The sequence below is a fragment of the Bacillus paranthracis genome, from assembly GCF_001883995.1.
GTDB classification, from domain to species: Bacteria; Bacillota; Bacilli; order Bacillales; family Bacillaceae_G; genus Bacillus_A; species Bacillus_A paranthracis.
Genome location: NZ_MACE01000005.1, coordinates 198,261 through 222,221, shown reverse-complemented (window position 1 = coordinate 222,221; position 23,961 = coordinate 198,261). Strand labels below are relative to the sequence as shown.

The 23,961-nt window shown below is 36.1% G+C and carries 27 protein-coding genes, 1 tRNA gene and 4 riboswitches; of the genes, 24 read left to right on the top strand and 4 right to left on the bottom strand.

The window, feature by feature from the left end; genetic code table 11:
- From BAQ46_RS01670 to BAQ46_RS01660, 3 genes are all read left to right on the top strand, one after another.
- Positions 1 to 70: transfer RNA gene (locus BAQ46_RS01670), tRNA-Glu, on the top strand.
- 130 nt (positions 71 to 200) lie between these two features.
- Positions 201 to 620, top strand: coding sequence for a CBS domain-containing protein (locus BAQ46_RS01665; protein ID WP_000199015.1), 420 nt, complete (start codon positions 201 to 203; stop codon positions 618 to 620).
- Positions 621 to 914: 294 nt separating this feature from the next.
- A complete protein-coding gene (locus tag BAQ46_RS01660) occupies positions 915 to 2,066 on the top strand; it encodes a DUF3965 domain-containing protein (protein ID WP_000648924.1) in 1,152 nt (383 codons plus the stop codon).
- Positions 2,067 to 2,290: 224 nt separating this feature from the next.
- Here the strand turns inward: BAQ46_RS01660 and BAQ46_RS01650 are convergent, their stop codons facing one another.
- Together BAQ46_RS01650 and BAQ46_RS01645 are read right to left on the bottom strand one after the other, a co-directional pair.
- Positions 2,291 to 2,629 (bottom strand): hypothetical protein, encoded by a 339-nt coding sequence (locus BAQ46_RS01650; RefSeq protein ID WP_001137811.1) that lies wholly within the window; start codon positions 2,627 to 2,629, stop codon positions 2,291 to 2,293.
- A 5-nt stretch (positions 2,630 to 2,634) separates the two neighbouring features.
- Complete coding sequence (locus tag BAQ46_RS01645) at positions 2,635 to 3,795, bottom strand: SH3 domain-containing protein (protein WP_044790929.1); 1,161 nt, start codon at positions 3,793 to 3,795, stop codon at positions 2,635 to 2,637.
- A gap of 269 nt (positions 3,796 to 4,064) precedes the next feature.
- Positions 4,065 to 4,177: riboswitch (TPP riboswitch) on the top strand.
- 60 nt (positions 4,178 to 4,237) lie between these two features.
- Positions 4,238 to 4,340, top strand: a riboswitch (TPP riboswitch).
- An 82-nt stretch (positions 4,341 to 4,422) separates the two neighbouring features.
- Between BAQ46_RS01645 and tenA the strand changes: the two genes are divergently transcribed.
- From tenA to kdpDN, 18 genes are all read left to right on the top strand, one after another.
- Positions 4,423 to 5,118 carry a thiaminase II gene (gene tenA / locus BAQ46_RS01640; protein ID WP_000666826.1) on the top strand — a complete coding sequence of 232 codons (696 nt, stop codon included), beginning with the start codon at positions 4,423 to 4,425 and terminating at the stop codon, positions 5,116 to 5,118.
- The gene (locus BAQ46_RS01635; RefSeq protein ID WP_001256806.1) at positions 5,087 to 5,836 is read left to right on the top strand and encodes an ABC transporter ATP-binding protein; all 750 of its coding nucleotides are present in this window, start codon (positions 5,087 to 5,089) and stop codon (positions 5,834 to 5,836) included. The genes tenA and BAQ46_RS01635 overlap by 32 nt, the downstream gene beginning before the upstream one ends.
- Positions 5,836 to 6,588: an ABC transporter permease gene (locus BAQ46_RS01630; protein ID WP_044790963.1), complete on the top strand. Its 753-nt coding sequence runs from the start codon at positions 5,836 to 5,838 to the stop codon at positions 6,586 to 6,588. The genes BAQ46_RS01635 and BAQ46_RS01630 overlap by 1 nt, the downstream gene beginning before the upstream one ends.
- Complete coding sequence (locus BAQ46_RS01625) at positions 6,585 to 7,586, top strand: ABC transporter substrate-binding protein (protein WP_000670443.1); 1,002 nt, start codon at positions 6,585 to 6,587, stop codon at positions 7,584 to 7,586. Before BAQ46_RS01630 ends, BAQ46_RS01625 begins: the two co-directional genes overlap by 4 nt.
- Positions 7,587 to 7,596: 10 nt before the next feature.
- Positions 7,597 to 8,217, top strand: a complete 621-nt coding sequence (tenI, locus tag BAQ46_RS01620; protein WP_000787179.1) for a thiazole tautomerase TenI — start codon at positions 7,597 to 7,599, stop codon at positions 8,215 to 8,217.
- On the top strand, positions 8,210 to 9,319 hold the full coding sequence (gene thiO, locus BAQ46_RS01615; RefSeq protein ID WP_046198889.1) for a glycine oxidase ThiO: 1,110 nt from the start codon (positions 8,210 to 8,212) through the stop codon (positions 9,317 to 9,319). Before tenI ends, thiO begins: the two co-directional genes overlap by 8 nt.
- Before the next feature lie 15 nt (positions 9,320 to 9,334).
- Positions 9,335 to 9,538, top strand: coding sequence for a sulfur carrier protein ThiS (gene thiS / locus BAQ46_RS01610; protein WP_001049505.1), 204 nt, complete (start codon positions 9,335 to 9,337; stop codon positions 9,536 to 9,538).
- 2 nt (positions 9,539 to 9,540) lie between these two features.
- Positions 9,541 to 10,311, top strand: a complete 771-nt coding sequence (gene thiG / locus BAQ46_RS01605) for a thiazole synthase (RefSeq protein ID WP_000931995.1) — start codon at positions 9,541 to 9,543, stop codon at positions 10,309 to 10,311.
- On the top strand, positions 10,304 to 11,323 hold the full coding sequence (thiF, locus tag BAQ46_RS01600; RefSeq protein ID WP_061536425.1) for a thiazole biosynthesis adenylyltransferase ThiF: 1,020 nt from the start codon (positions 10,304 to 10,306) through the stop codon (positions 11,321 to 11,323). The genes thiG and thiF overlap by 8 nt, the downstream gene beginning before the upstream one ends.
- 15 nt (positions 11,324 to 11,338) lie before the next feature.
- Entirely contained in the window at positions 11,339 to 12,151 is an 813-nt protein-coding gene (gene thiD / locus BAQ46_RS01595) for a bifunctional hydroxymethylpyrimidine kinase/phosphomethylpyrimidine kinase (RefSeq protein WP_000867406.1), read from the top strand.
- Positions 12,152 to 12,236: 85 nt separating this feature from the next.
- Positions 12,237 to 12,384: riboswitch (cyclic di-AMP (ydaO/yuaA leader) on the top strand.
- A 93-nt stretch (positions 12,385 to 12,477) separates the two neighbouring features.
- Complete coding sequence (locus BAQ46_RS01590; protein ID WP_000424071.1) at positions 12,478 to 12,864, top strand: hypothetical protein; 387 nt, start codon at positions 12,478 to 12,480, stop codon at positions 12,862 to 12,864.
- 16 nt (positions 12,865 to 12,880) lie between these two features.
- Positions 12,881 to 13,111, top strand: coding sequence for a hypothetical protein (locus BAQ46_RS01585; protein ID WP_048558010.1), 231 nt, complete (start codon positions 12,881 to 12,883; stop codon positions 13,109 to 13,111).
- A gap of 260 nt (positions 13,112 to 13,371) precedes the next feature.
- Positions 13,372 to 13,517, top strand: a riboswitch (cyclic di-AMP (ydaO/yuaA leader).
- A 97-nt stretch (positions 13,518 to 13,614) separates the two neighbouring features.
- On the top strand, positions 13,615 to 13,719 hold the full coding sequence (locus tag BAQ46_RS01580) for a SipW-dependent-type signal peptide-containing protein (protein WP_000887889.1): 105 nt from the start codon (positions 13,615 to 13,617) through the stop codon (positions 13,717 to 13,719).
- The gene (gene kdpF, locus BAQ46_RS01575; RefSeq protein ID WP_000972376.1) at positions 13,716 to 13,796 is read left to right on the top strand and encodes a K(+)-transporting ATPase subunit F; all 81 of its coding nucleotides are present in this window, start codon (positions 13,716 to 13,718) and stop codon (positions 13,794 to 13,796) included. Before BAQ46_RS01580 ends, kdpF begins: the two co-directional genes overlap by 4 nt.
- A 19-nt stretch (positions 13,797 to 13,815) precedes the next feature.
- Positions 13,816 to 15,483 carry a potassium-transporting ATPase subunit KdpA gene (gene kdpA / locus BAQ46_RS01570; protein ID WP_046198885.1) on the top strand — a complete coding sequence of 556 codons (1,668 nt, stop codon included), beginning with the start codon at positions 13,816 to 13,818 and terminating at the stop codon, positions 15,481 to 15,483.
- Positions 15,484 to 15,496: 13 nt separating this feature from the next.
- Entirely contained in the window at positions 15,497 to 17,587 is a 2,091-nt protein-coding gene (gene kdpB / locus BAQ46_RS01565) for a potassium-transporting ATPase subunit KdpB (protein WP_001248035.1), read from the top strand.
- A 16-nt stretch (positions 17,588 to 17,603) separates the two neighbouring features.
- Positions 17,604 to 18,185 carry a K(+)-transporting ATPase subunit C gene (kdpC, locus tag BAQ46_RS01560; RefSeq protein WP_001085545.1) on the top strand — a complete coding sequence of 194 codons (582 nt, stop codon included), beginning with the start codon at positions 17,604 to 17,606 and terminating at the stop codon, positions 18,183 to 18,185.
- A 56-nt stretch (positions 18,186 to 18,241) separates the two neighbouring features.
- Positions 18,242 to 19,396: a KdpD-like non-kinase potassium sensor gene (gene kdpDN, locus BAQ46_RS01555; RefSeq protein WP_084638292.1), complete on the top strand. Its 1,155-nt coding sequence runs from the start codon at positions 18,242 to 18,244 to the stop codon at positions 19,394 to 19,396.
- Positions 19,397 to 19,418: 22 nt separating this feature from the next.
- Here kdpDN and BAQ46_RS01550 read toward each other — a convergent pair whose 3' ends face one another.
- Positions 19,419 to 20,600, bottom strand: coding sequence for an MFS transporter (locus BAQ46_RS01550; RefSeq protein WP_000748676.1), 1,182 nt, complete (start codon positions 20,598 to 20,600; stop codon positions 19,419 to 19,421).
- A gap of 141 nt (positions 20,601 to 20,741) precedes the next feature.
- Here BAQ46_RS01550 and BAQ46_RS01545 point away from each other — a divergent pair, with 141 nt between their 5' ends.
- The 3 genes from BAQ46_RS01545 to BAQ46_RS01535 all read left to right on the top strand — a co-directional run bounded on the left by BAQ46_RS01545 (position 20,742) and on the right by BAQ46_RS01535 (position 22,517).
- Positions 20,742 to 21,203 (top strand): MarR family transcriptional regulator, encoded by a 462-nt coding sequence (locus BAQ46_RS01545; protein ID WP_000386827.1) that lies wholly within the window; start codon positions 20,742 to 20,744, stop codon positions 21,201 to 21,203.
- A gap of 128 nt (positions 21,204 to 21,331) precedes the next feature.
- Positions 21,332 to 22,186: a patatin-like phospholipase family protein gene (locus BAQ46_RS01540; protein WP_000892678.1), complete on the top strand. Its 855-nt coding sequence runs from the start codon at positions 21,332 to 21,334 to the stop codon at positions 22,184 to 22,186.
- Positions 22,187 to 22,313: 127 nt separating this feature from the next.
- Complete coding sequence (locus BAQ46_RS01535) at positions 22,314 to 22,517, top strand: hypothetical protein (RefSeq protein WP_000432811.1); 204 nt, start codon at positions 22,314 to 22,316, stop codon at positions 22,515 to 22,517.
- 97 nt (positions 22,518 to 22,614) lie between these two features.
- Here BAQ46_RS01535 and BAQ46_RS01530 read toward each other — a convergent pair whose 3' ends face one another.
- Positions 22,615 to 23,916: an NCS2 family permease gene (locus BAQ46_RS01530; RefSeq protein ID WP_000482726.1), complete on the bottom strand. Its 1,302-nt coding sequence runs from the start codon at positions 23,914 to 23,916 to the stop codon at positions 22,615 to 22,617.
- Between the last annotated feature and the right edge of the window lie 45 nt (positions 23,917 to 23,961).

The window sequence follows — 23,961 nt, the reverse complement described above, 5'->3', positions numbered from 1 at the left end:
CCCGTTGGTCAAGTGGTTAAGACACCGCCCTTTCACGGCGGTAACACGGGTTCGAATCCCGTACGGGTCATAAAAAAAGAGTCAGCAATATGCTGACTCTTTTTTATTGTGCATTCATTCTCCTTTATCAACTGATTTTCCTGAAATAAATAAAGGGATTTAGGAAAAGCTATGGTATGTATAAAAAGGAGGAGATACAAATGACACGAGTGAGAGACTTGATGAGCACTCATATTGTACAGTGTACACCGTTAGACAATGTATATGAAGCTGCTGTAAAGATGAAAGAAGAATCGATTGGATTGATCCCGGTTGTTGAAAATGAACAAGTTGTTGGTCTTGTTACGGACCGAGATTTAGTTGTTCGAGGGATTGCTGAAAAACATCCTGGATCTAATAAAATTACAAATGTAATGACAAAAAACATTGTTTCAGTTTCTCCAGATGATCCTATTGAAAAGGCTACAGAGTTAATGGCACAGTATCAAATTAGACGATTGCCAGTAGTTGAGAGTGGTCAACTCGTTGGGATGTTAGCACTAGGAGATTTAGCTATAAAAGAATCGGCAGATGATCAAGCGGGATTTGCTTTAAGTGAAATATCAGAGCATACGGAATGAAGTGAGACTTTAATTAGTGTAATACGTTACGTATAAAAATCAGATACATTATTCTAGTATATAGGGTTAAGCTAATATGTTAGCATGATGTATCTGAGCCATTATATAATAAGTATACAGTTAGTAATTTCGACAGTTTATTTAAATTTGTCATTCCTAATTATAAATAAGAGAAAAAATGATATACTGATAGATATAAGTATTATGATTGATTTCGAATATAACAATATTTATTGTTAATGATGTGATAATGGATTAATATTTCCTATGTAGATAAAAGGGAAGGGGAATTATATGAAGGCTGTACAGCGCGATCCAAATTGGAATTTGGTTACAGATACATATATAGAACCAAATAATTTCGCTGAATTATTTTCTTTGCTTGTACCTTGTCATCCAAAAGGTGAAGGGAAAGAACGAACTATATTAGTGTGGAAAGAAAAAGAATTTTATAAAGAAGAAAATTTAGCGGCATTTATCGTATATGGAATGAATAAAGCAAAGAATTTACCGCAATTTCATAAAGACGAAATTCCAACTTTAGTACGTATTCTTCGCTTATGCCAAGAAATTGGTTGGTATGAAGAAGCGAATACTTTTATGGTAACTCAAGGGCTAGCTGAGTTTGTTCATACTTCATTGGAATATGAAACGTGGGATCTTTTGACGCAGGCGGTTGCTTTAAACTATTTAATAATTAAATATCGTATTGGTGAATTAACTGATGGAGATGTAGAAATTTGGGATAGAGTTAAATTTAATGAGAAATGTATAACAGACTGTAAACATTTATTATCCCATAAAGAAGTATTAGAATTTACATTTTTTTATATGTGTAAGAGAGCTAAGTCACTATCAAAAGAGCAATTAAATAGTGATATGATGAGTTTAGCGATGTATTGTAATACTTTTGTTTATGACTTATATACATATGATTTATTACGAAAGTATCGTAAGTGTACAGACTTTCTATCATATTATGGACCTAGTCAAGCGGTGTTAGCTTGCCAAAGGGCTGTACTTTCTCAAATTTCAGATCGATTAGACCCACTCAAGACTACTCATGTAGATGATTATTTATATGTAATGAAAGATATGATGGAGCATATGACGATAGGGATAATGGATCGATATGATCATTTTATTGGAAAGTTATTATCATATGTGCCATTTTTTGAAATGATCCAAGTTCCACAACATGCATATTATTGTGAAGAATTATTGTATATTTGTAAGGGCATTAAATATAAAGAAGAAATATTACGCAATTATATATTTATACAATTACATGACTGTTTACCATCTTTCTTTAAACTGTTTCTTAAAAATAAGCGTTATGCAACGATTCATGATATTCTGTTCTATTGGTGTGATGATGAACAAAGAATGAGCTTAGAGAAAAAATATAATCTTAGCTTTATTTATGAAAAATATGCTTGTGGATAAAGAGCACTTTCTATATAAATTAAAAAGGATCTCAATTGTGAGATCCTTTTTTTATTAGTAAAGCAAGGAGAATGTAATTAAGACGAGAAATAACATTCCATAAAGGAGAAATTGTGCCGTATAGCTTCCTTGTATACCAAAAAAAGTATTTGTTTTTTTGTATAAATTCAATATATATTTTATCGGATTATCTTTGAAAGATTGGTACACAGTGTCTCCTCTTTCTAAGCTTCTTGTTCGTGTTTTTTGTTATTAGGGACATGAATGTATCTAGCTATGAATAATAAAACAGCCATAAAAAATACGGGAAACACGGTAGATAAATAAAAACCATTACTAATAATATTTGTTATTAAAGCACTTAATAGAAAAATGGCATTATAAATATGGGCAATTTTTTGTTTTAGTTGAACTTGAAAAGCTTCCATCATAATTTCTAAAGCAACAAAAGCAATGATAATAGATAAAAATACAGTATTTGTATTATAAATTACTAAGCAACAGATTAAGCCTAAAAAGGCTAAGTATTCAATTAAGAGAGGTATATTGATATTGCGTGGCATACAATTTACCTAACTAAATATGGCAGTGGGTTTACTGCATTTGTTTTTTCAAAATTCCATTCTCCATTGTGTAATTCAAAATGAAGATGTTGCCCGTATGAATGACCTGTGTTTCCCATATGACCTACTAATTGTCCAGCTTGTACTTGATCACCAGCTTGTACAGTGCGATCTTTCATGTGAGCATAGACTGTTGTATATAATTTCCCGTTTATTTGATGGGCGATGAACACAACATTGCCATAGCTAGCTGAATAATATGATTTCACGACTTTACCTGCCGCAGCAGCCTGGATAGAGACATTACCCTGAGCTGCGATATCTATACCATAATGCATTTGTTCCCAGCGCATATCAAATGTTGAGCTAATTTTTCCTTGAGTAGGGAATTTGAAAACGGCTGGAATGGAAGTAGGTTGAGCCGTTTGAGCTTGTGATTGCGTTTGATTTTGCACTACATAATGCTTTGCCACATATCCGTATCCTGTGCCAAAACGAATTTTATACCAAGTTCCTACAGTTTCCACTACTTGTAATTGTGTACCATTTTGTAATGAACCAAGTAGTGCGCTACTTGTACTAGCGTTGCTACGCACATTAAGTTTAGGTGTTGCAACTGTGTATTTCGTATTATTTTGAACTGTGATGCCTTTTACTAAAGGCTGTGAACCATTAGATACGAATGCCTTTTGTACGTAACCTGTTTTGCCATTATGTAAAATTTTATACCATTCACCTTGTTCTTCTTGAATAGTAACGAATTTCCCATTTGGTAATACATCTAAAATTGAAGATTCTAAATTAGGTTCAGAACGAACGTTTAATGCATTGGCATTGACGATATATTGATTATTAGATTGAAGTTTGTTTTTTAGTAGAATAGAATCTTTTTGTACGTAACCTACTTTATTATTAACAGATACTTTATACCAGCCATTAGTTGTTTCAAGTATATTCACTTTCGTATTAAAGCGAATTGTATCAATTGATGAGCTATTTGCGTTATCTTTTGTATGTAAGGCTACTTGATCGACTTTGACATATCCAGTTTTCACATTAGATAATTGTTCAGCGTTGGCTGTTTGTACATTTGTTTCTCCCATAGAAGGAAGTAAAGAAGCAATTGCGACAGTAGTTGCTGTTAAAGCAGTAGCTTTCATATTCATATAATAGAGACCTCCTCTAGTTGTATAGTTGTAATTTTATTATAGTATAAAGATATAATATAGTGGGTGTATTCACATAAATGTAATATGAAATCAATATAAAAATAAATTTTTTGAGGATAATGATTCCTTTTTATCCAATTTATTAGGATAATAATTTCTAAGATAGAATATAAGTGTTATATGGTTTTGTTATTTTGTTGACAATTGAGAAAATTAAAACAGTTGATGATGTCTTATTACGGTGTTATACTGACAGTGATAATTTTATAGTTTGCTAGGAGAGCTGGTGTTGCCAGCTGAGAGTAAGACCTTAAGTCTTTGATCCTTTTTATTACCTGATCTAGATTATGCTAGCGTAGGGAAGCAATTCGGACACTAATAATGAGTCCCCGTTTCTTTGCGTATAGAAACGGGGCTTTTTTATTTGAAAATTTCATATTGAAACCACTAGGGGTGCTTGTTGTGCTGAGAGAGGAATAATCCTTAACCCTTACAGACCTGATCTAGATAATACTAGCGAAGGGAAGTGGAGCAACGAATAAATTATAATTTTATTTGCTGTAACCACTTCTTATTTAGAAGTGGTTTTTTATTTAGATATATAAATTGAAAGGGGATAGAGAAATGAAATTTTGCGATAGATTATTAGAAACTGTACAACCAGTTTGGGAGATGAGTCATAATCATCCATTTGTTGTAGGTATGGGGGATGGTACGTTAGAAAAAGATAAGTTTCAGTATTATATTATTCAAGATTATTTATACTTGTTAGATTATGCAAAGTTATATGCGATCGGTGTTGTAAAGGCAACAAATCCACAAGTTATGGGGAAATTTGCTGAACAAATTGATGGGATATTAAATGGAGAAATGACAATTCATAAACAGTATGCAAAAAGACTTGGAATTTCTATAGAGGAGATAGAGTCTGCAAAGCCATCTGCTAAAAATTTAGCTTATACAAATTACATGATGTCTGTATCTCAAAATGGCACACTTGCGGAATTAATAGCAGCACTTCTTCCATGTATGTGGAGCTACTGGGAGATTGGAAAGCGTTTAAATGATATTCCTGGAGCAAGAGATCATGAGTTCTTTGGTGAGTGGATTCAAGGATATAGTTCGGAAGAATACGGTAATCTTTGTATTTGGTTAATAGATTTATTAAATGAAATGGCAGTTGGAAAGTCTGAAAAAGAGCTAGATCGATTAGAGGAGATTTTCCTATATTCCAGTCGATTTGAATATTTATTCTGGGATATGTCCTACCGTAAGGAGATGTGGGGATTTGAGGAGCAAGAACATACTACAGTTTCATAATGTTTCTTTTCATTATGATGAGAAGCCAATCATTAATGAATTAAATGCTTCTATACAAGATAAAGAGTTTGTAAGCATTATCGGACCGAGTGGATGCGGGAAAAGTACTTTATTTCGCCTTATTACAGGTTTAGAAGAAGCGAGTACGGGACAGATAGAACTAACAGAAACAAAGAGCCATCCTGTAGGGTATATGCCCCAAAAAGATATGCTCCTGCCATGGAGAACGATTATTGAGAATGCGGCCCTGCCGCTAGAGTGCCAAGGTGTACAGAAGAAAGAAGCACAAATAAAGGCAAAGGAACTGTTACACAAATTTGGTTTACAAGGATATGAGACAAAATATCCGAAAGATTTATCTGGTGGTATGAGGCAACGCGTATCTTTCATTCGAACTTTATTAACAGGCGGAGAGATATTGCTCTTAGATGAACCGTTTAGCGCGTTGGATGCTTTAACGAAGGCATCTTTGCAGGAATGGTTGTTTGAACAATGGAAAGAGTGGGAAAAAACAATTTTATTTATCACTCATGATGTGGAAGAAGCATTGTTTCTTTCTAATCGAATTTTAGTGGTAGAGCAGCAACCGATAACTACTTTAACCGAGAGGATTGTACCGCTTGATCATAATCGGACAAGAAAAGATTTATATAAACCGGAAGTATTAGCGCTGAAAGATGAGCTTCTTAGTATGTTGCAAAGGCAGGTACTCGTATGATGAACCGGTTGAAGGAGCTATTACCTGCTCTTACACTTTCTAGTATTTTACTTGCTCTTTGGGAAGTAGGCGCAAGAATTGTAGATGAAATGTACATTTTACCGTCACCGTCTGCAATTGTAATGAAGATATGGAAACTAAAAGACATATTATTTACGGTTCATTTGCCAGCAACATTATATGTCGTTTTAATAGGGGTGGCTATTTCTATCGTACTTGGGGTAGGGCTAGCGATGTTAATGAATGCGAGTAATTGGATGGAGAGAGCATTTTATCCATTATTAGTTGCCTCACAAACGATTCCTATTACAGCGCTTGCTCCGCTTTTCGTTTTATGGTTTGGATATACGATCTGGAGTAAGGTTGTTGTTACGGTTTTAATTACGTTTTTCCCAATTGCGGTTAATACGTATGATGGACTGCGCAGTACGAAAAAAGAATGGGAAGAGCTTTTAGTTACGTATGGGGCAACGAAAAAAGATGTTTTTCTTAAATTAAAATTGCCGTCTGCTCTTCCTTATTTTTTCTCAGCTTTAAAAATTGCAGTACCGCTTAGTGTAATTGGGGCGGCAATTGGTGAATGGCTCGGTGCACAAGCGGGGCTAGGATATTTCAGTAAGAGAATGATGACGCAATTAGACGGGGCAGGTGTATTTGCACCCATTGTATTGTTATCATTATTAGCTATTTTCTTCGTCGTACTTATTTCGGTATTAGAAAAGAAATTCATTAGTTGGAGGAAGCATTCATGAAATTTTTAAAACGCATCTTTGTGCTTACATTATTAGTTGCAATGATTGCTGGATGTTCGAGTAATTCAGCATCAGATAAGAATAAAAAAGAGAAAGAAATAACGGTCATGCTTGATTGGTACCCAAATGCGGTACATAGCTTTATTTATGCGGCAATTGAAAAAGGTTACTTTAAAGAAGAAGGAGTAAAGGTAAATATTAAATTCCCTTCTAATCCGACTGACCCATTAACGTTAGCAGCTGCAGGAAAAGTAACAGTTGGCTTATATTATCAGCCAGATGTTGTCATGGCAAAAGCAAATGAACAAATTCCAGTGAAATCAATTGGAGCCGTCGTACGTTCACCATTAAATCATGTTGTATCGCTGAAGTCTGCAGGCATTCAATCGCCAAAAGATTTAGAGGGTAAAACAGTTGGGTATTCTGGAACACCTTTAAGTGAGATGTATTTAAAAACGATGGTAAAAGAAGCTGGTGGTAATCCAGATACAGTGAAAGTAGTCGATGTTGGTTTTGATTTAGTACCAGCATTAATTACGAAAAAAGTGGATGCGGTAACAGGAGCATATATTAACCACGAAGTACCTGTTATGCGTCATGAAGGTCATGAACCAGCATACTTTAATCCAGCAGATTATGGTGTACCGAATTATCATGAGCTCGTATTTGTAACAGGTGATAAAACATTGAAAAAAGATAAAGAAGCTTTGCAAGCTTTCTTGCGTGGTACGAAAAAAGGCTATGATTTTATGAAGAAAAACCCAGATGAAGCATTGAATATTTTATTAAATCATCAAGAAAAAGAAAACTTCCCACTTGTGCCAGAAGTTGAAAAGGAAAGTATGAAAATTTTATTAGAGAAGATGGAAACGAAAGATGAGCCATTTTTATCAGATTCAAAAGAGTCATGGGAGAAACAAAATAAATGGTTGAAAGATAAAGGAATGACGAAAGAAATCGTTCCGGCCGATGAGTTATTCGAAAATATTTTAAAGTAGGCGAATGAATATGAAAAATGAGCTTCATGTAATCTCAAATGGTCACATGTCATTCGAAGAGTTAGTGAATGTAGCGATGCAAATTGAAAGTGAAATTGATTATTTGCATATTCGTGAGCGTGAGAAAAGTACGAAGGAATTGTATGAAGGTGTGGAAAGTCTTTTGAAGAAGGGCTTTCCAGCATCGAAAATAGTGATAAATGATCGAATTGATATTGCTATTTTATTAAATATTCCGCGCGTGCAGCTAGGATATCGAAGCGCTGATGTAAGGTCAGTGAAAGAAAAGTTTTCTTATTTGCATGTCGGTTATTCTGTGCATTCTTTAGAAGAGGCGATTGATGCATTTAAGAATGGCGCGGATTCACTCGTCTATGGTCATGTATTTCCGACAGATTGTAAAAAAGGTGTGCCAGCGAGAGGGCTTGAAGAAATTTCAGACATTGCAAAGTGTTTATCCATACCGATTACAGCAATTGGAGGAATCACTCCGGAAAACACTGGAGATGTTCTTACTAACGGCGTCAGTGGTATTGCTGTTATGTCTGGGATTATAAGTAGTAGTAACCCGTATAGCAAAGCGAAATCTTATAAGGAATCAATAAGAAAGTGGGCGGAAAAACATGTGTAAGAAGTATGATGTAGCGATAATTGGCGGTGGTGTAATTGGTAGTTCAGTTGCACATTTTCTAGCAGAAAGAGGCCATAAAGTAGCGATTGTAGAGAAGCAACAGATTGCATCTGAAGCCTCGAAAGCAGCCGCTGGTTTACTTGGGGTGCAGGCAGAATGGGATGAATATGACCCGCTATTTGAACTTGCGAGAGAAAGCCGTGCTATATTTCCACAACTTGCAGAAGTTTTACGCGAAAAAACAGGCATCGATATTGGGTATGAAGAGAAAGGCATTTATCGCATTGCTCAAAATGAAGATGAGAAGGAAAGAATTCTTCACATTATGGATTGGCAGCAGAAAACCGGTGAAGATTCTTATTTCCTAGCGGGAGATCGTTTGCGAGAGAAAGAGCCGTATCTATCTGAGTCAATTATAGGGGCTGTATATTATCCGAAAGATGGTCATGTTATTGCACCAGAGCTTACGAAAGCATTCGCACATTCCGCATCATTTTCGGGTGCTGATATATATGAGCAAACAGAAGTATTTGATATCCGTATTGAAAATAATAAAGTGACTGGAATTGTGACAAGCGAAGGTATGATCACTTGCGAAAAAGTTGTTATTGCGGGTGGCTCATGGAGCACGAAGTTACTAGGTTATTTTCACCGCGAATGGGGTACATATCCAGTTAAAGGAGAAGTAGTAGCGGTCAGAAGTAGAAAACCACTTTTAAAGGCGCCTATTTTCCAAGAAAGGTTTTACATTGCACCAAAGCGCGGCGGACGTTACGTAATTGGAGCAACGATGAAGCCCCGTACATTCAATAAAACTGTGCAACCAGAGAGTATTACTTCTATATTAGAGCGCGCGTATACAATATTGCCAGCATTAAAAGAAGCGGAATGGGAAAGCGCATGGGCCGGATTAAGACCACAGTCGAATCATGAGGCTCCTTATATGGGAGAGCATGAAGAAATAAAAGGTTTATATGCTTGCACAGGCCATTATCGAAACGGCATTTTATTAAGTCCTGTTTCTGGTCAATATATGGCTGATTTAATAGAAGGAAAGCAGGAGAATCACTTGCTAGATTTATTGCTTTCTAAAACAGTTTAGAAAGGGGATGGAAGTTTGAATTTAAAAATTAATGGTAATCAAATTGAAGTGCCAGAGAGTGTGAAAACAGTAGCTGAGCTACTTACACATTTAGAGTTAGATAACAGAATTGTTGTAGTAGAGCGTAATAAAGATATTTTACAAAAAGATGATCATACAGATACATCTGTTTTTGATGGAGACCAAATTGAGATTGTAACTTTCGTAGGAGGCGGTTGATTATGTTAAACATTGGACCATTTTCATTTCATTCTAGACTTTTATTAGGAACAGGAAAATTCCCTGATTTTGATGTGCAGCAAAAGGCAATTGATGTATCTGAGGCAGAAGTTTTAACGTTCGCAGTACGTCGTATGGATATATTTGATGCAAAGCAACCTAATTTATTAGAGAAACTTGATGTGAAAAAATATACGTTATTACCGAATACAGCCGGAGCAAAAAATGCTGAAGAAGCTGTTCGTATTGCAAAATTAGCAAAAGCTTCAGGGCTTTGCGACATGATAAAGGTAGAAGTTATTGGTGATGATAGAACGTTATTACCTGATCCGGTAGAGACGTTAAAGGCATCTGAAATGTTACTAGAAGAAGGATTTATCGTACTTCCGTACACATCTGATGATGTTGTATTAGCACGTAAATTACAAGAACTTGGCGTGCATGCGATTATGCCAGGAGCATCACCAATCGGTTCAGGGCTTGGTATTGTAAATCCATTAAATTTAAGTTTTATTATTGAACAAGCGACAGTACCAGTTATCGTTGATGCTGGTATCGGTAGCCCGGCTGATGCGGCATTTGCGATGGAATTAGGAGCAGATGGTGTGTTATTAAATACAGCTGTATCAGGAGCAAAAGATCCTATTAAAATGGCACAAGCAATGAAATTAAGTATTGAGGCAGGCCGTTTAGGCTTTGAAGCAGGTCGTATTGCACGTAAACGTTGTGCAACGGCAAGTAGTCCTTTAGAAGGAATGAGCGTAGTTGAATAATCGATATTCTCGCCAAGAACTATTTTCTCCAATTGGAGAAGAAGGACAGCAAAAGATAAGGGAAAAGCATGTGCTTATTATCGGTGCAGGCGCACTAGGTAGTGCAAATGCAGAAATGTTTGTAAGAGCTGGTGTTGGTACAGTAACGATTGTTGACCGGGATTATGTCGATTGGAGTAATTTACAAAGGCAGCAATTGTATGCAGAGAGTGATGTGAAAAATAATCTTCCGAAAGCTGTAGCAGCAAAGAATCGTCTAGAAGAGATTAATAGTGAAGTAAGAGTAGAAGCGCTCGTTCAAGATGTAACAGCTGAGGAGTTAGAAGAACTCGTTACAAACGTTGATGTAATGATTGATGCAACTGATAATTTCGAAACGCGTTTCATTGTGAATGATATAGCACAAAAATATGCTATTCCATGGATTTACGGAGCATGTGTAGGAAGTTACGGTCTTTCTTACACAATCCTTCCTAGTAAAACGCCATGTTTATCTTGTTTATTACAATCGATTCCGCTTGGCGGAGCGACATGTGATACAGCGGGGATTATATCACCTGCTGTATCTCTCGTCGTTTCTCATCAAGTAACGGAAGCTCTTAAACTGTTAGTGGAAGATTACGAATCACTTCGAGATGGACTTGTATCGTTTGATGTATGGAAGAATGAATATTCATGTATGAATGTGCAAAAGCTTCGTAAACATAATTGCCCTTCGTGCGGAGAGAATGCATTATATCCTTATTTAAACAAAGAAAATACATCGAAAACAGCAGTTTTATGCGGGAGAAATACAGTTCAAATTAGACCACCTCATAAAGAGGAAATGGATTTTGAACGATACAAAGAGCTGCTGCATGATCGTGTAAATGATTTAAATGTAAATCCATATTTATTATCATTTTCTGTGGAAGAAAAGAGATTAGTTGCTTTTAAAGATGGTCGTGTACTTGTACATGGAACGAAAGATATAAGTGAAGCAAAAACAGTTTATCATCGTTATTTTGGATAGAAAAGGATGAGTGGGATGAAAGTAAATAAAGCTTTAACAATTGCAGGATCTGATAGCGGTGGCGGTGCCGGCATTCAAGCAGATTTAAAAACATTCCAAGAGCTTGGTGTGTATGGGATGACGGCTATTACGGCAATTACTGCTCAAAACACGCTTGGCGTTCAAGGGGTATATCCAGTTTCGTTAGAAGGTATTACGGAACAGTTGAATTCAATTGGTACGGATTTAACACCAGATGCTGTGAAATTAGGAATGTTATTTAGCAGCGAAATTATTCAAATTGTAGCAGAACATATTAATAAATTTGGCTGGAATAATATTGTACTAGATCCTGTTATGATTGCTAAGGGCGGTGCATCATTATTACAGCAAGAAGCAGTACAAGCGTTAAAAGAATATTTATTGCCAGTAGCAACAGTTGTAACGCCGAATGTTCCTGAGGCAGAAGTGTTAACGGGGCTAGAAATTCATAACGTTGAAGATAGTAAAGAGGCTGCAAAAGTATTGCATGAATTAGGGGCGAAATATGTACTTATGAAGGGCGGACATGCAGAATATCAAGGTAATGAAGTAATTGATTTACTTTTTGATGGAGAAAAGTTTATTGAATTTAGAAGTGAACGAATTCCTTCAAAGCAAACGCATGGAAGCGGGTGTACATTTGCTTCAGCGGTTACAGCTGGACTTGCGAAAGGATACTCAATTGAAGAGGCAGTTCAAGAAGCAAAACAATTTATTAGTATAGCAATTGAAGAGCCGCTACATATTGGAAGTGGTCATGGACCGACGAATCATTTTGCATATAAATTGAATAAAGCACATGTATAAGTAGACAAAAGTCAGTTGTATAACTGGCTTTTTTTTCTGTTTACTTTTTCTAGATACAAGAGTAATATATCAGCCAGAATATATTTTTTGTAATACGCTGAGTCCAATTATATGGAGCGGAGGAACCAATTTGTGCAGTGTCACTAGGGGTGAATCTTTCAATTTTGAAAGTAGGGCTACTCTCAAAGTCCGAATCCGACAGCTAACTTCGTAAGCGTCTTGAGAGAGGACGGTGCCATGATGGATACATCACTTCATCGATCTGATTAGTATAGGGGAATATCAATCTATGTTTGAGTTCTTTTATGCTAAGGAGGATGAGGTACATGGAACTAACACTTATTTGTGTTGGAGAAGAAAGCAAGGTAAATAGTTTAATAGATTTAGTAGCGTTTCAACATGAGTTAATTATTTTTACCGCAAATGAAGAGATAGCGGCTGAAGTGAGGAATTGTGGGTTTGATTGGACGTATAGCTGTAGTAAGGAGCAGGATTTTGCTAGTGTTTGTGAGTGTATTAAGAAGGTGATTTTACTAGGGGATGAGCTTCCAATTATTAGCTTCTTTACAGAACACATTCGCTTTTCTTTTCAAGCACCTATTACTGTTGTTACAAGGAATAAACGATACCCAGCGAGGCTCTATGAAACAATTGGAGCTACATTTGTCGTGTTTACGAATTGTGATAATATTTCTTTTTTATTTTTTGAATAGGGCGGGGGAGAAGAAGATGAAGGTGTTGTTACTAGGAGATATAGCGAATCGTTGGGCGGTATCGATAGAGCGAGTTCAAGAATTGGTGGTGCTCGATCCTATTTTTCCAAGGCCTTATATCATATTGCCATCGAAAGACGCTTTATACTTAAAAACAGATGTGATCGAATATGAGCAACTACATGCAGAATTGTCACAAGTTTATATTCGCGGGAGAAATTTACGTACTTTTTTACGAGGAGAATAAATAGTGAATAAAAAAGAGCGAATGCTAAGTGCAATAAGCGATGCACTTCATGTCATTCGCTCTTTTTATTTCGTATTTAAAAGATCATTTCTATGAAAAAGTAAGAAAAGACGAGAAAACAGATGAAAAAATATTAATAACACTCAATGTAAGCGTTTAAATAGATAGATATTTTCTTATTTTCAGTAATTTAGCTCTTTACAAGTGAAATATAGAGGAGTATATTTACTCTCATAAATCATTCATAAAATTTCCAAAAAAACCTAAAATCGCTGAGTTCCAGAAATGGAGCGGGGGAACCAATTTTGTGCATCGTCACTTGGGGTGAATCTTTCAGTTTTGAAAGTAGGGCTACTCTTTAGGCCCGAATCCGACAGCTAACCTCGTAAGCGTTTAGAGAGGAGGTTTACTTTTTGTTGTTCATTTTTTGAACACTGAGTAGAGCTCAGTGTTCTTTTTTAATATTTAAATGGTAAATTTTTACAGATAAGCGAGGGGTAGCTATGTTAGATGTTGTAATGATCGGAATTTTTGTTGTGTTAGTTGCATCGATGGCAAGTCTTGCAAGTTGGTCAGATAAAGTTGTGAAAGAAGGGAAGCAATCATGATGATTGCCTTATCGATTATTGTTGCAGCAATTACGGTGTACTTAGTGTATGCATTATTAAATCCGGAAAAGTTTTAATTAGGGGGAGTCATTCATTATGATCTGGGTTGCAGTCGTTATTACAATGCTATTGTTTATTCTTGTGGCAAAGCCAACGGGAATTTATTTAGAGAAAGCCTTTCAAGGGAGTAAAAAGCTAGATAAAGTATTCGGGCCTTTTGAAAAACTTATTTTTAAAATTACGGGTGTAAAAGAATATAATCAAACGTGGAAACAGTACGCATTATCATTAGTTTTATTAAATGGATTTATGATTGTTGTCGTATATTTCATTTTCAGACTACAAGGAGTATTGCCATTAAATCCAGCACACATTGAAGGAATGGAGCCTACGCTCGCTTTTAATACAGCAATTAGTTTTATGGCTGATACGAACTTACAGCATTATAGCGGTGAAAATGGTTTATCTTATTTATCACAATTAATCGGAATTACATTCTTAATGTTTGCAGCACCGGCAACGACGTTAGCGCTCGTTATGGCATTTATAAGAGGGCTTGCTGGAAAAGAACTCGGTAACTTTTTCGTTGATTTTACGAGAGCATTAACGAGAGTGTTTCTTCCTATCGCATTTATGGCGGCACTAGTCTTTGTCGCACTTGGTGTACCACAAACGTTAGACGGGGCAGTTACGGCGCAAACGATTGATGGCGCGAAACAAAGTATTTTACGCGGGCCAGTTGCATCATTCGTGTCCATTAAGGAACTTGGAAATAACGGCGGTGGATTTTTCGGAGCCAACTCTACGCATCCTTTCGAAAATCCAGGGCAAATGAGTAATATTTTGCAAATGATGCTTATGATGTTATTGCCAACAGCACTTCCATTTACGTACGGACGAATGGTAGGAAATAAAAAACAAGGTCGCATCCTTTTCGTTTCACTATTCATGGTGTTTTTACTAGGGTTTATAACAATTACGACATCTGAACTAAACGGGAATCCAGCACTAAATGAAATGGGTATTGAACATGTACAAGGAAGTACAGAAGGAAAAGAAGTAAGGTTCGGAACCGTATTTTCTTCACTATACGCAACAGTAACGACAGCTGCTGAAACTGGAGCGGTGAATACGATGCATGATACGTTAACACCAATTGGCGGTCTAGTTCCGCTCGTAAATATGATGTTAAATACAGTATACGGCGGCGTTGGAGCAGGCTTTGTGAACATTATTATGTATGCGATCATCGCAGTTTTTATATCTGGATTAATGGTTGGACGGACACCAGAGTTTTTAGGTAAGAAAATTGAAGGTAAGGAAATGAAATTAATTGCGGTAACGATACTATTTCATCCATTGCTCATTTTAGGATTTTCGGCATTAGCTCTTTCTACACATTTAGGAACAGAAGCGATTTCTAACTCGGGCTTCCACGGTTTAACACAAGTTGTTTATGAGTATACGTCATCAGCTGCGAATAACGGATCTGGATTTGAAGGGTTAGCAGATAATACACCGTTTTGGAATATTACAACTGGTTTAGTTATGTTTTTAGGACGCTATTTCAGTTTAATTACGATGCTAGCTGTTGCAGCTTCATTGAAAGAGAAGACGGTTGTGCCAGAAACAGTCGGAACGTTCCGTACGGATAATAGTTTATTTGGCGGCATTTTCATCGGAACAATTGTAATTGTCGGTGCATTAACATTCTTCCCAATGTTGGTACTCGGTCCAATTGCAGAATTTCTTACATTGAAGTAATGGAGGGTAAATGATGAGACCGGTAGTAGTAAAAGAAAAAAGAGTAAATGAGTCACAAATGCATGTTGTAGAAGATGAAGTTAGACAAGCGAAAACGATGGATCGTGATATCGTAACAAATGCGATGAAACAATCCTTTGCGAAATTGAATCCAAAAGTCATGATAAAGAATCCGATTATGTTTGTTGTAGAAATTGGATTTATCATTACGTTCATTTTATCGTTTCTTCCAAGTCATTCTAGTAGTGTACCAGGATGGTTTAATATAACAGTTTCTTTCATTCTCTTATTTACAGTTTTATTTGCTAATTTTGCAGAAGCATTAGCGGAAGGACGGGGGAAAGCGCAAGCCGATTCTTTAAAACAGTCGAAGAAAGATGTGTTTGCCAATGTTGTAAAAGAAAATGGGAACATTGTTCAAGTTTCAGCAACGGATCTAAGAAAAGGTGATGTTGTTATTGTAAAACAAGGAGAAATGATTCCAAGTGATGGGGAAGTCATAAAAGGATTAGCATCTGTTGATGAATCTGCGATTACAGGGGAATCAGCTCCTGTAATAAAAGAAGCTGGCGGTGATTTTTGTTCCGTAACAGGCGGTACGATGGTTGTAAGTGATGAGATTACGATTATCATTACGAGTAATCCTGGTGAATCATTTATTGATAAAATGATCTCTTTAGTAGAAGGGGCTGCTCGTCAAAAAACACCGAATGAAATTGCTTTAAATACAGTATTAACGAGTTTAACGCTTATTTTCTTAATCGTTGTTGTGACGCTGCCGATTTTCACAAATTATTTAGGATTTCAAATTGATACAGCTGTACTTGTAGCATTGTTAGTTTGTTTAATTCCAACGACAATTGGTGGATTATTATCAGCGATTGGTATTGCCGGGATGGACCGTGTGACAAAGTTTAATGTGTTAGCAATGTCGGGTAAAGCAGTAGAAGCTGCTGGCGATATTAATACAATTATTTTAGATAAAACGGGTACGATTACTTTCGGGAACAGAATGGCTCATACATTATTACCTGTAGGAAATGAAACGATTGAGCAAGTTGGAAAGTGGGCTGCGATTAGCTCAGTTTTAGATGAAACACCAGAAGGTCGATCTGTTATCGAGTATGTGCAAGCGAAATCTATATCATATAATAGAGAACTTGCGGAACAAGGTGAGTTTGTTCCATTTAAAGCAGAAACGAGAATGAGTGGTGTTGATTTACAGGACGGAACGAAAGTGAGAAAAGGTGCTGTCGGTAGCGTGATTGAATGGGTTCAGTCACAAGGTGGAACAATTCCGAAAGATGTAAATCAAAAAGCAGATTTCATTTCAAAAGAGGGCGGAACACCACTTGTAGTTGCAGTGAATAATCGTATTTACGGTTTAATCTATTTAAAAGATACAGTAAAACCTGGTATGCGTGAACGTTTTGAACAGTTACGTCAAATGGGGATTAAAACGGTTATGTGTACAGGGGATAACCCATTAACAGCAGCAACCATTGCAAAAGAAGCAGGAGTAGATGAGTTTGTTGCTGAGTGCAAACCAGAAGATAAAATTGCAGTTATTAAAGCAGAGCAGGATAAAGGGAAACTTGTAGCAATGACAGGTGATGGTACAAATGATGCACCGGCATTAGCGCAGGCTGACGTTGGATTGGCGATGAATAGTGGTACGACAGCTGCGAAAGAAGCAGCGAATATGATTGATTTAGATTCGAATCCAACGAAGATTATTGAGGTAGTAGGAATCGGTAAGCAATTGTTAATGACACGCGGTGCGTTAACGACATTTAGTATTGCAAATGATATCGCAAAATATTTTGCAATCATTCCAGCAATGTTTACACTTGCGATTCCGCAAATGGAAGCATTGAACATTATGAAACTAACATCACCACTGTCAGCGATTTTATCAGCATTACTATTTAATGCAGTTATTATTCCATTACTCATTCCATTGGCGATGAAAGGTATCGCATATAAACCGATGAGTTCGAATGCACTACTGGGCCGAAACCTACTTATTTATGGGCTTGGTGGAGTGATTGTACCGTTCATTGGAATTAAAGTAATTGATATGATTGTCGGCTTGTTCATATAAGGAAGAGGGGAAAGAGATGGCGAAGAAACAAAGTATACTATCACCAATCATCCGGATTACTTTTACATTTTTAGTGTTGTGTGGACTTGTATATCCGCTTATTATTACTGGTATTGCACAAGCAGTAATGAAGGATAATGCGGATGGAAGTCTAATATATAATGATAAAAATGAAGTGATTGGTTCTAAATTAATCGGTCAAAATTTCACAGATCCACGTTATTTTCATGGGCGTGTTTCTAGTATTGAATATAAAGCAGAAGCGTCTGGTTCAAATAACTATGCACCGTCTAATCCAGATTTAGAGAAACGAGTAGAGAAAAGTATTGAAGAGTGGAAGAAACAAAATCCGAGCGTTCCAGTTACAGAAGTACCAATCGATTTAGTGACAAATTCAGGTTCAGGGCTTGATCCTGATATTAGTCCGAAGGCAGCTTCCGTACAGGTAGAGCGTATCTCGAAATTAACGAAAATTCCGAAAGAAACGCTAGAGCAATTGATTAAAGATCAAACAGAAGGTGCGGCACTTGGTTTATTTGGAGAGACCCGCGTAAATGTCTTAAAGTTAAATTTAGAATTACAGAAACTACTGAAATAGTAACAGTGCTACCTCAATCTAACGGATTGAGGTAGTGTTGTTTCGAAAGAAAGGTTGTGTGTGTTTTGTATGCAGATGACTATAAACCGACGTTTCAAAGGCGAACGCCAGAGGAATATTTAGAATATATTCGTCAGCAAAATCGTGGGAAGTTAAAGCTATATGTAGGGGCTGCTCCAGGAGTAGGGAAAAGTTATAAAATGCTCTATGATGCTAGAGAGATGAAAAAGGACGGTACGGATATTGTAATTGGTTTAATTGAAACGCACGGGAGAAAAGAGACGGAAGAAGCAATTGCTGATTTAGAAAAAGTTCCTTTGAAAGAAATACAGTATAAAGGAAAAATATTTTATGAGCTTGATGTGGAAGGCATTATAAAACGTGCGCCGCAAGTCGTTGTAGTGGATGAACTTGCACATAGTAATATTCCCAGCTCTAAAAATAAGAAGCGTTATATGGATGTACAAGAATTGTTAGAGGCTGGTATATCCGTATTGTCAGCGTTTAATATTCAACATTTAGAAAGCGTTCATGACATTGTAGCTCAAATTACAAATGTAAAAGTAAGAGAACGAATTCCAGATTTTATTTTACAAAAAGCAAATGAAATTCAGCTAGTTGATGCAACGCCGGAAGTACTTCGGAAGAGGTTAATAGATGGAAAGATATATAAAGAAGAAAAAATTCAGCAAAGCTTACAAAATTTCTTTACGCTTAATAATTTAGGAGCACTAAGAGAATTATCACTTCGGGAAGTCGCTGACGATATGGACGAAAAGATTAGTCAAACAGTGATAGAACCAATCGGAGTGAAAGAAAAAATTCTCGTTTGTGTACAGTACAGTTCAACTGCAGAGAAATTAATAAGACGGGGCTGGCGCATGGCTGATCGCTTAAACGCTGAATTGTATGTATTCAATGTTGAAAGAGAAAATATAGACTCTCTTTCAGCTAGTAAAAAACAAACAATTGAAGAGTGGAAGGCGCTCACGAATCAATTTGATGCAAGTTTTGTATTAGAAGAAGCAAAAGGAAGAAAGCCAGCGGATGTTATTATTGAAGTCGCGAAAAGATTGCAAGTAACACAAATTTTACTTGGGCAATCAGCGAGAACGCGGTGGGAAGAAATTCGAAAAGGTTCTATTGTAAATGAAATTATGAGACAGACGAAACATATTGATATTCATATTGTTGCGGATCAAAGAGTTTAAAATAGAGACCATCTGTAGGTCTCTATTTTGCTTTTTGTGTGGCAGGGAAGCGTAGCATTTTCATTGCATATAAGATTACAAGTAAAAATATAATTGCGCCTAGGAAGAAAATCCAAAAGTAATTTTGGTTAAATAAAAGAAATCCACCTATAAGTGGGCCTGTGCCCATACCAAGATAGCGGATGAAGTTGTACATACCGATAGCTGTTGCGCGTTCTTGTACGAATTCTTCCGTTAACAAAGTAGTGTGAGTTGGCATAGAAAGTCCCATACTAAAACCGTACAAAGATGTAACGATAATGATGAATGGGATATTAATGCTATATGTGAAAGAGAATAAAACGACACATATAATATTGAAGAAACTCGTAATAAATAAAGTTTGCTTTGTTGTGAGGCGTTTTTGCAAAAACTTGTAGCAAAAACTTCCCAGCATGATAGAAAGAGACATTGGTACAAACATAAGACCAATTTCCTTTACAGTTAAATGAAATGAATTTGTTAAAATACTCGGTAAAAAAACGAGAAAGCAAAAGTAAATACAAAATTGAATGAAGCCAATAAGAGTAATAGAAAATCCAGTTTTATTTTTTAAGATAAACCAGTAATTCTTTTTTGCTTGCGGTTGCTTCATTACAGTAGGTTTTGTTTCTGGAAGTAGTGAAAGGTTTATCATTAATAAAAGAATGCCAAGTATAGATAAAAATAGAAATACGGATAAGTGGCCATTTATACTGCCGAGATAACCACCAATGAGAGGACCAATCGCAGGTGCGAGGGCAAGTAACATTTGGTATAGGCTCATCGCTTCTCCGCGTTCTTTTCCTTCAAATAAATCGCCGATAATCGTTGCTGAAACTACAGGTATAGCCGCTATTCCTATAGCTTGAACAGCTCTGAAAAAGAGAAATAAATAAATGTTTGCCGAAAAAGCACATCCGATTGAACCAATTGTACTAATGACTAAACTAGGGATAAGGACAGATTTTCTCCCTTTTGTATCAATGAAAGGTCCATATACGAGCTGCATAATTGCAAGAATGAACGTGAAAAGTGAAACTGTTACATTTACAAGATAAAGAGAAGTATGAAAAGAACCTTGAATCATGGGCAAGATAGGTGTGTAAATATTTTGAGCGAAGGAACCAAGTAAGGCACTAATACAGACAACATATAAAATGAAATGTAGTTTGGATTTTTTCATTATGTTAACCTCCTTCTTTTTTTGGTTTCCTTGGAAACTAAATTTATTTTAACATGTTTTTCTCACTTGTAAATATGAAAAAATGATTTTAAAATGGTATATAGTTAAATTGTTTCTTTGGAAACTTAGGGGGCGAACGGATTGGATTATGTAACGAAACAAATGGAAATACTTTCGGACATTCGTACACTTTTGCATAAAAGAGAAGAACATTTGAAAGGACAAAATGAGAAGTTTCTTCGTGAGACAGGTGTAAGTGGTATGTCTTTATCTGAGTTACATGTAATCGAGTGTATCGGGAAAAATGGTCTGATGAATGTAACGGCAATTACGATAGAAATGGGAATGACGAAGGGTGCAATTTCTAAAGTTTGTACAAAGTTGTTCCAAAAGAAATTCGTTGAGAAGATGCAAATGTTAGACAATCAAAAAGAAATTTTCTTTCGCTTAACGGAAAGCGGAAATGAAATATATAAAGCTCATGATAAATTGCATAAACAAGCTGAAGAAAAGTGGCTGTTACTCTTAGATAGATATACGAAAGAAGAACAAGATTTTATTCAAAGGTTTATAAAGGATGTCTCTGATCATTTGGAAATATAATTGGAAGAAAAAATTCCGTTTTCTCAAGTCTTTTAAATATAATTTCTGAAAGAACTCATATATAATAGAAACAGATACTTAACATAGTGAATAATTAAAGAGTCAATATATATAGAGGAGAGAGTAACATGCTTGAAAATACAGGGTTAGTATTAGAAGGCGGCGGTATGCGTGGTGTATATACGGGCGGGATATTGGAATACTTTATGGAACAAGATTTATATTTTCCATATGTAATCGGTGTATCAGCTGGTGCTTGTCATGCAGCGTCGTATCTTTCCAGACAAAGAAATAGAAATAAAACAGTAAATATTGATTATGCATCACATCCGAAATATTTATCGTATAAAAACTTATGGAGAAAACGTCAGCTATTTGATATGGATTTTATTTTTCATGAAATTCCAGAAAAGCATGTGCCGTTTGATTTTGAAACATACTTTAATAGCCCAGAGCGTTTCCTTGTAGGAACGACGGATTGTGAAACAGGACAGTCTGTTTATTTTGAAAAAGAGGGAACGAATGACGATGCACTAAATTTATTACAAGCTTCTAGTTCATTACCTTTCATTGCACCAGTAGTAAATTATCGTGGTAAGCAATTATTAGATGGCGGGATTTCAGATCCAATTCCAGTTCGTAAAGCACAGGAAGATGGATTTAAAAAATCAGTCGTAATTTTAACAAGAAATCACGGTTACGCAAAGAAAAAATCAAGATTTGGGTGGATTGCTGCGAAAGCTTATAAAAAATATCCGAATCTTGTTAACACGATGCTAAATCGCTATGAAGTGTATAATGAAACACTTCACTACATTGAAAAAGAAGAACAAGCGGGTAATTTATTTGTTATTCGTCCAGAAGTACCGCTTCAAGTAGATCGTATGGAAAAAGATACAGCAAAACTACAAAATCTATATGAGCAAGGCTATGAAGATGCAAAGAGACAGTTTGCAGATTTAAAAGCGTTCTTGCAAAAATAATAATTAGGCTGTGGAGATGGGATTCTCTGCAGTCTTTTTTATTATTGGTTTCGATACCGAATGTTGGTTATACACGTTTTTAGATTATGGTATAATATGGATAAAAGTATGTAGAGAGGTGATACATATGGAAAATGTATATAAAGGGCTTAGACATACTGGATTTATTATGATGCTTATTTTTGGTGGGGTATTTTTACTGCGCTGGTTCATTCATGATGAAATGCTACTGGATCAGCTTATTGGATTTAGTGTAGGAATGGTAATGGTTGTTTCGTCAGTTTTCATTCAAAAGTATAGTAAAGAATTACAGGTAGAAGAGAAATATTAAAAGATTATAAGCTCCTTCATATTTTGGAGGGACCGTTATAGTTTGAATGATTGTTATAAAAGAAAAGTAGAGCATCGAAATCCGATGCTCTACTTTTTTAATGTGGTAAGAATATCAATTGATAAGCAAACAAAATTCCAAATACATATACAAGTGGGTGAACAGCACGGAATTTACCTTTTGCCACTTTCATAAGTGGATATGAAATAAATCCAAGTGCAATACCTGTTGCGATACTTGATGTAAGTGGCATGCTTAAGATTACTAAGAATGCTGGGAATGCTTCATCAAATGCGTCCCAATCGATGTGGCGAACTGAACCCATCATAAGACTACCAACGATAATTAATGAGGGTGCAGTAATAGCTGATACACCAGAAACGGCACTTACTAATGGTCCGAAGAATGCTGCTAGAGCGAATAGAACAGCTACTGTAACAGTTGTTAAACCAGTACGACCACCAGCTGCAACGCCAGCAGAAGATTCAATGTAAGCTGTTGATGGTGTTGTTCCGAACATAGAACCGATTGTTGCTGAGAATGAGTCAGATAGAAGAGCTCGTCCAGCTTTTGGAAGCTTTCCATCTTTCATAAATCCACCTTGTTGAGCAACGCCAAGTAATGTACCTGTTGTATCGAATAATGTAACAAGGAAGAATGAGAATACAACGCCGTATAATCCGTAGTTAATTACGTCAGATACAGCAGTAATTGGATTTGAAACGATAATTCCTTCTGGTAATCCAGGCATTGATGTAACACCGTTTGAGAATGATAATTGTCCCGTGAAGAAAGCGATAATACCAGTTAATAGCATCCCGATAAATAGCGCACCATTTACATTTAAAGACATAAGAACAATCGTAATTCCAAGTCCAGCTAATGCTAGTAGTACTGGAGCAGAGTGAAGATCACCAAGTCCAACTAAGTTTGCTTCATTTTTTGTAACGATACCTGTTAAACGTAAACCGATAAAGGCGATGAAAAGACCGATACCAGCAGTAATTGCATGTTTTAAGTTTTCAGGAATTGCTTCCATTAATTTTGTACGGAAAGATGTGAATGATAACAAAATTAAAATCATACCTGCTACGAATACAGCAGAGAATGCAATTGCGAAAGTCATGCCTTCATGAGCCTTTACAACAGAGTAAGAGAAGTAAGCATTTAATCCCATACCTGGTGCAATTGCGATTGGTAAGTTTGTAAAGATCGCCATAAATAATGTTCCGACAACAGCAGCGATAATGGTTGCTGTAAATGCTTGTTCAAATGGAACACCTGCATCCCCAAGGATAACTGGGTTTACGACAATGATATATGCCATTGTTAAGAAGGTAATAATACCTGCCATAATTTCAGTTTTAATAGAAGTTTTATGTTTTGAAAGGTTAAACATATAAACATCCTTTCTGTTTACGAATAATTTTCACAACAGTTATAT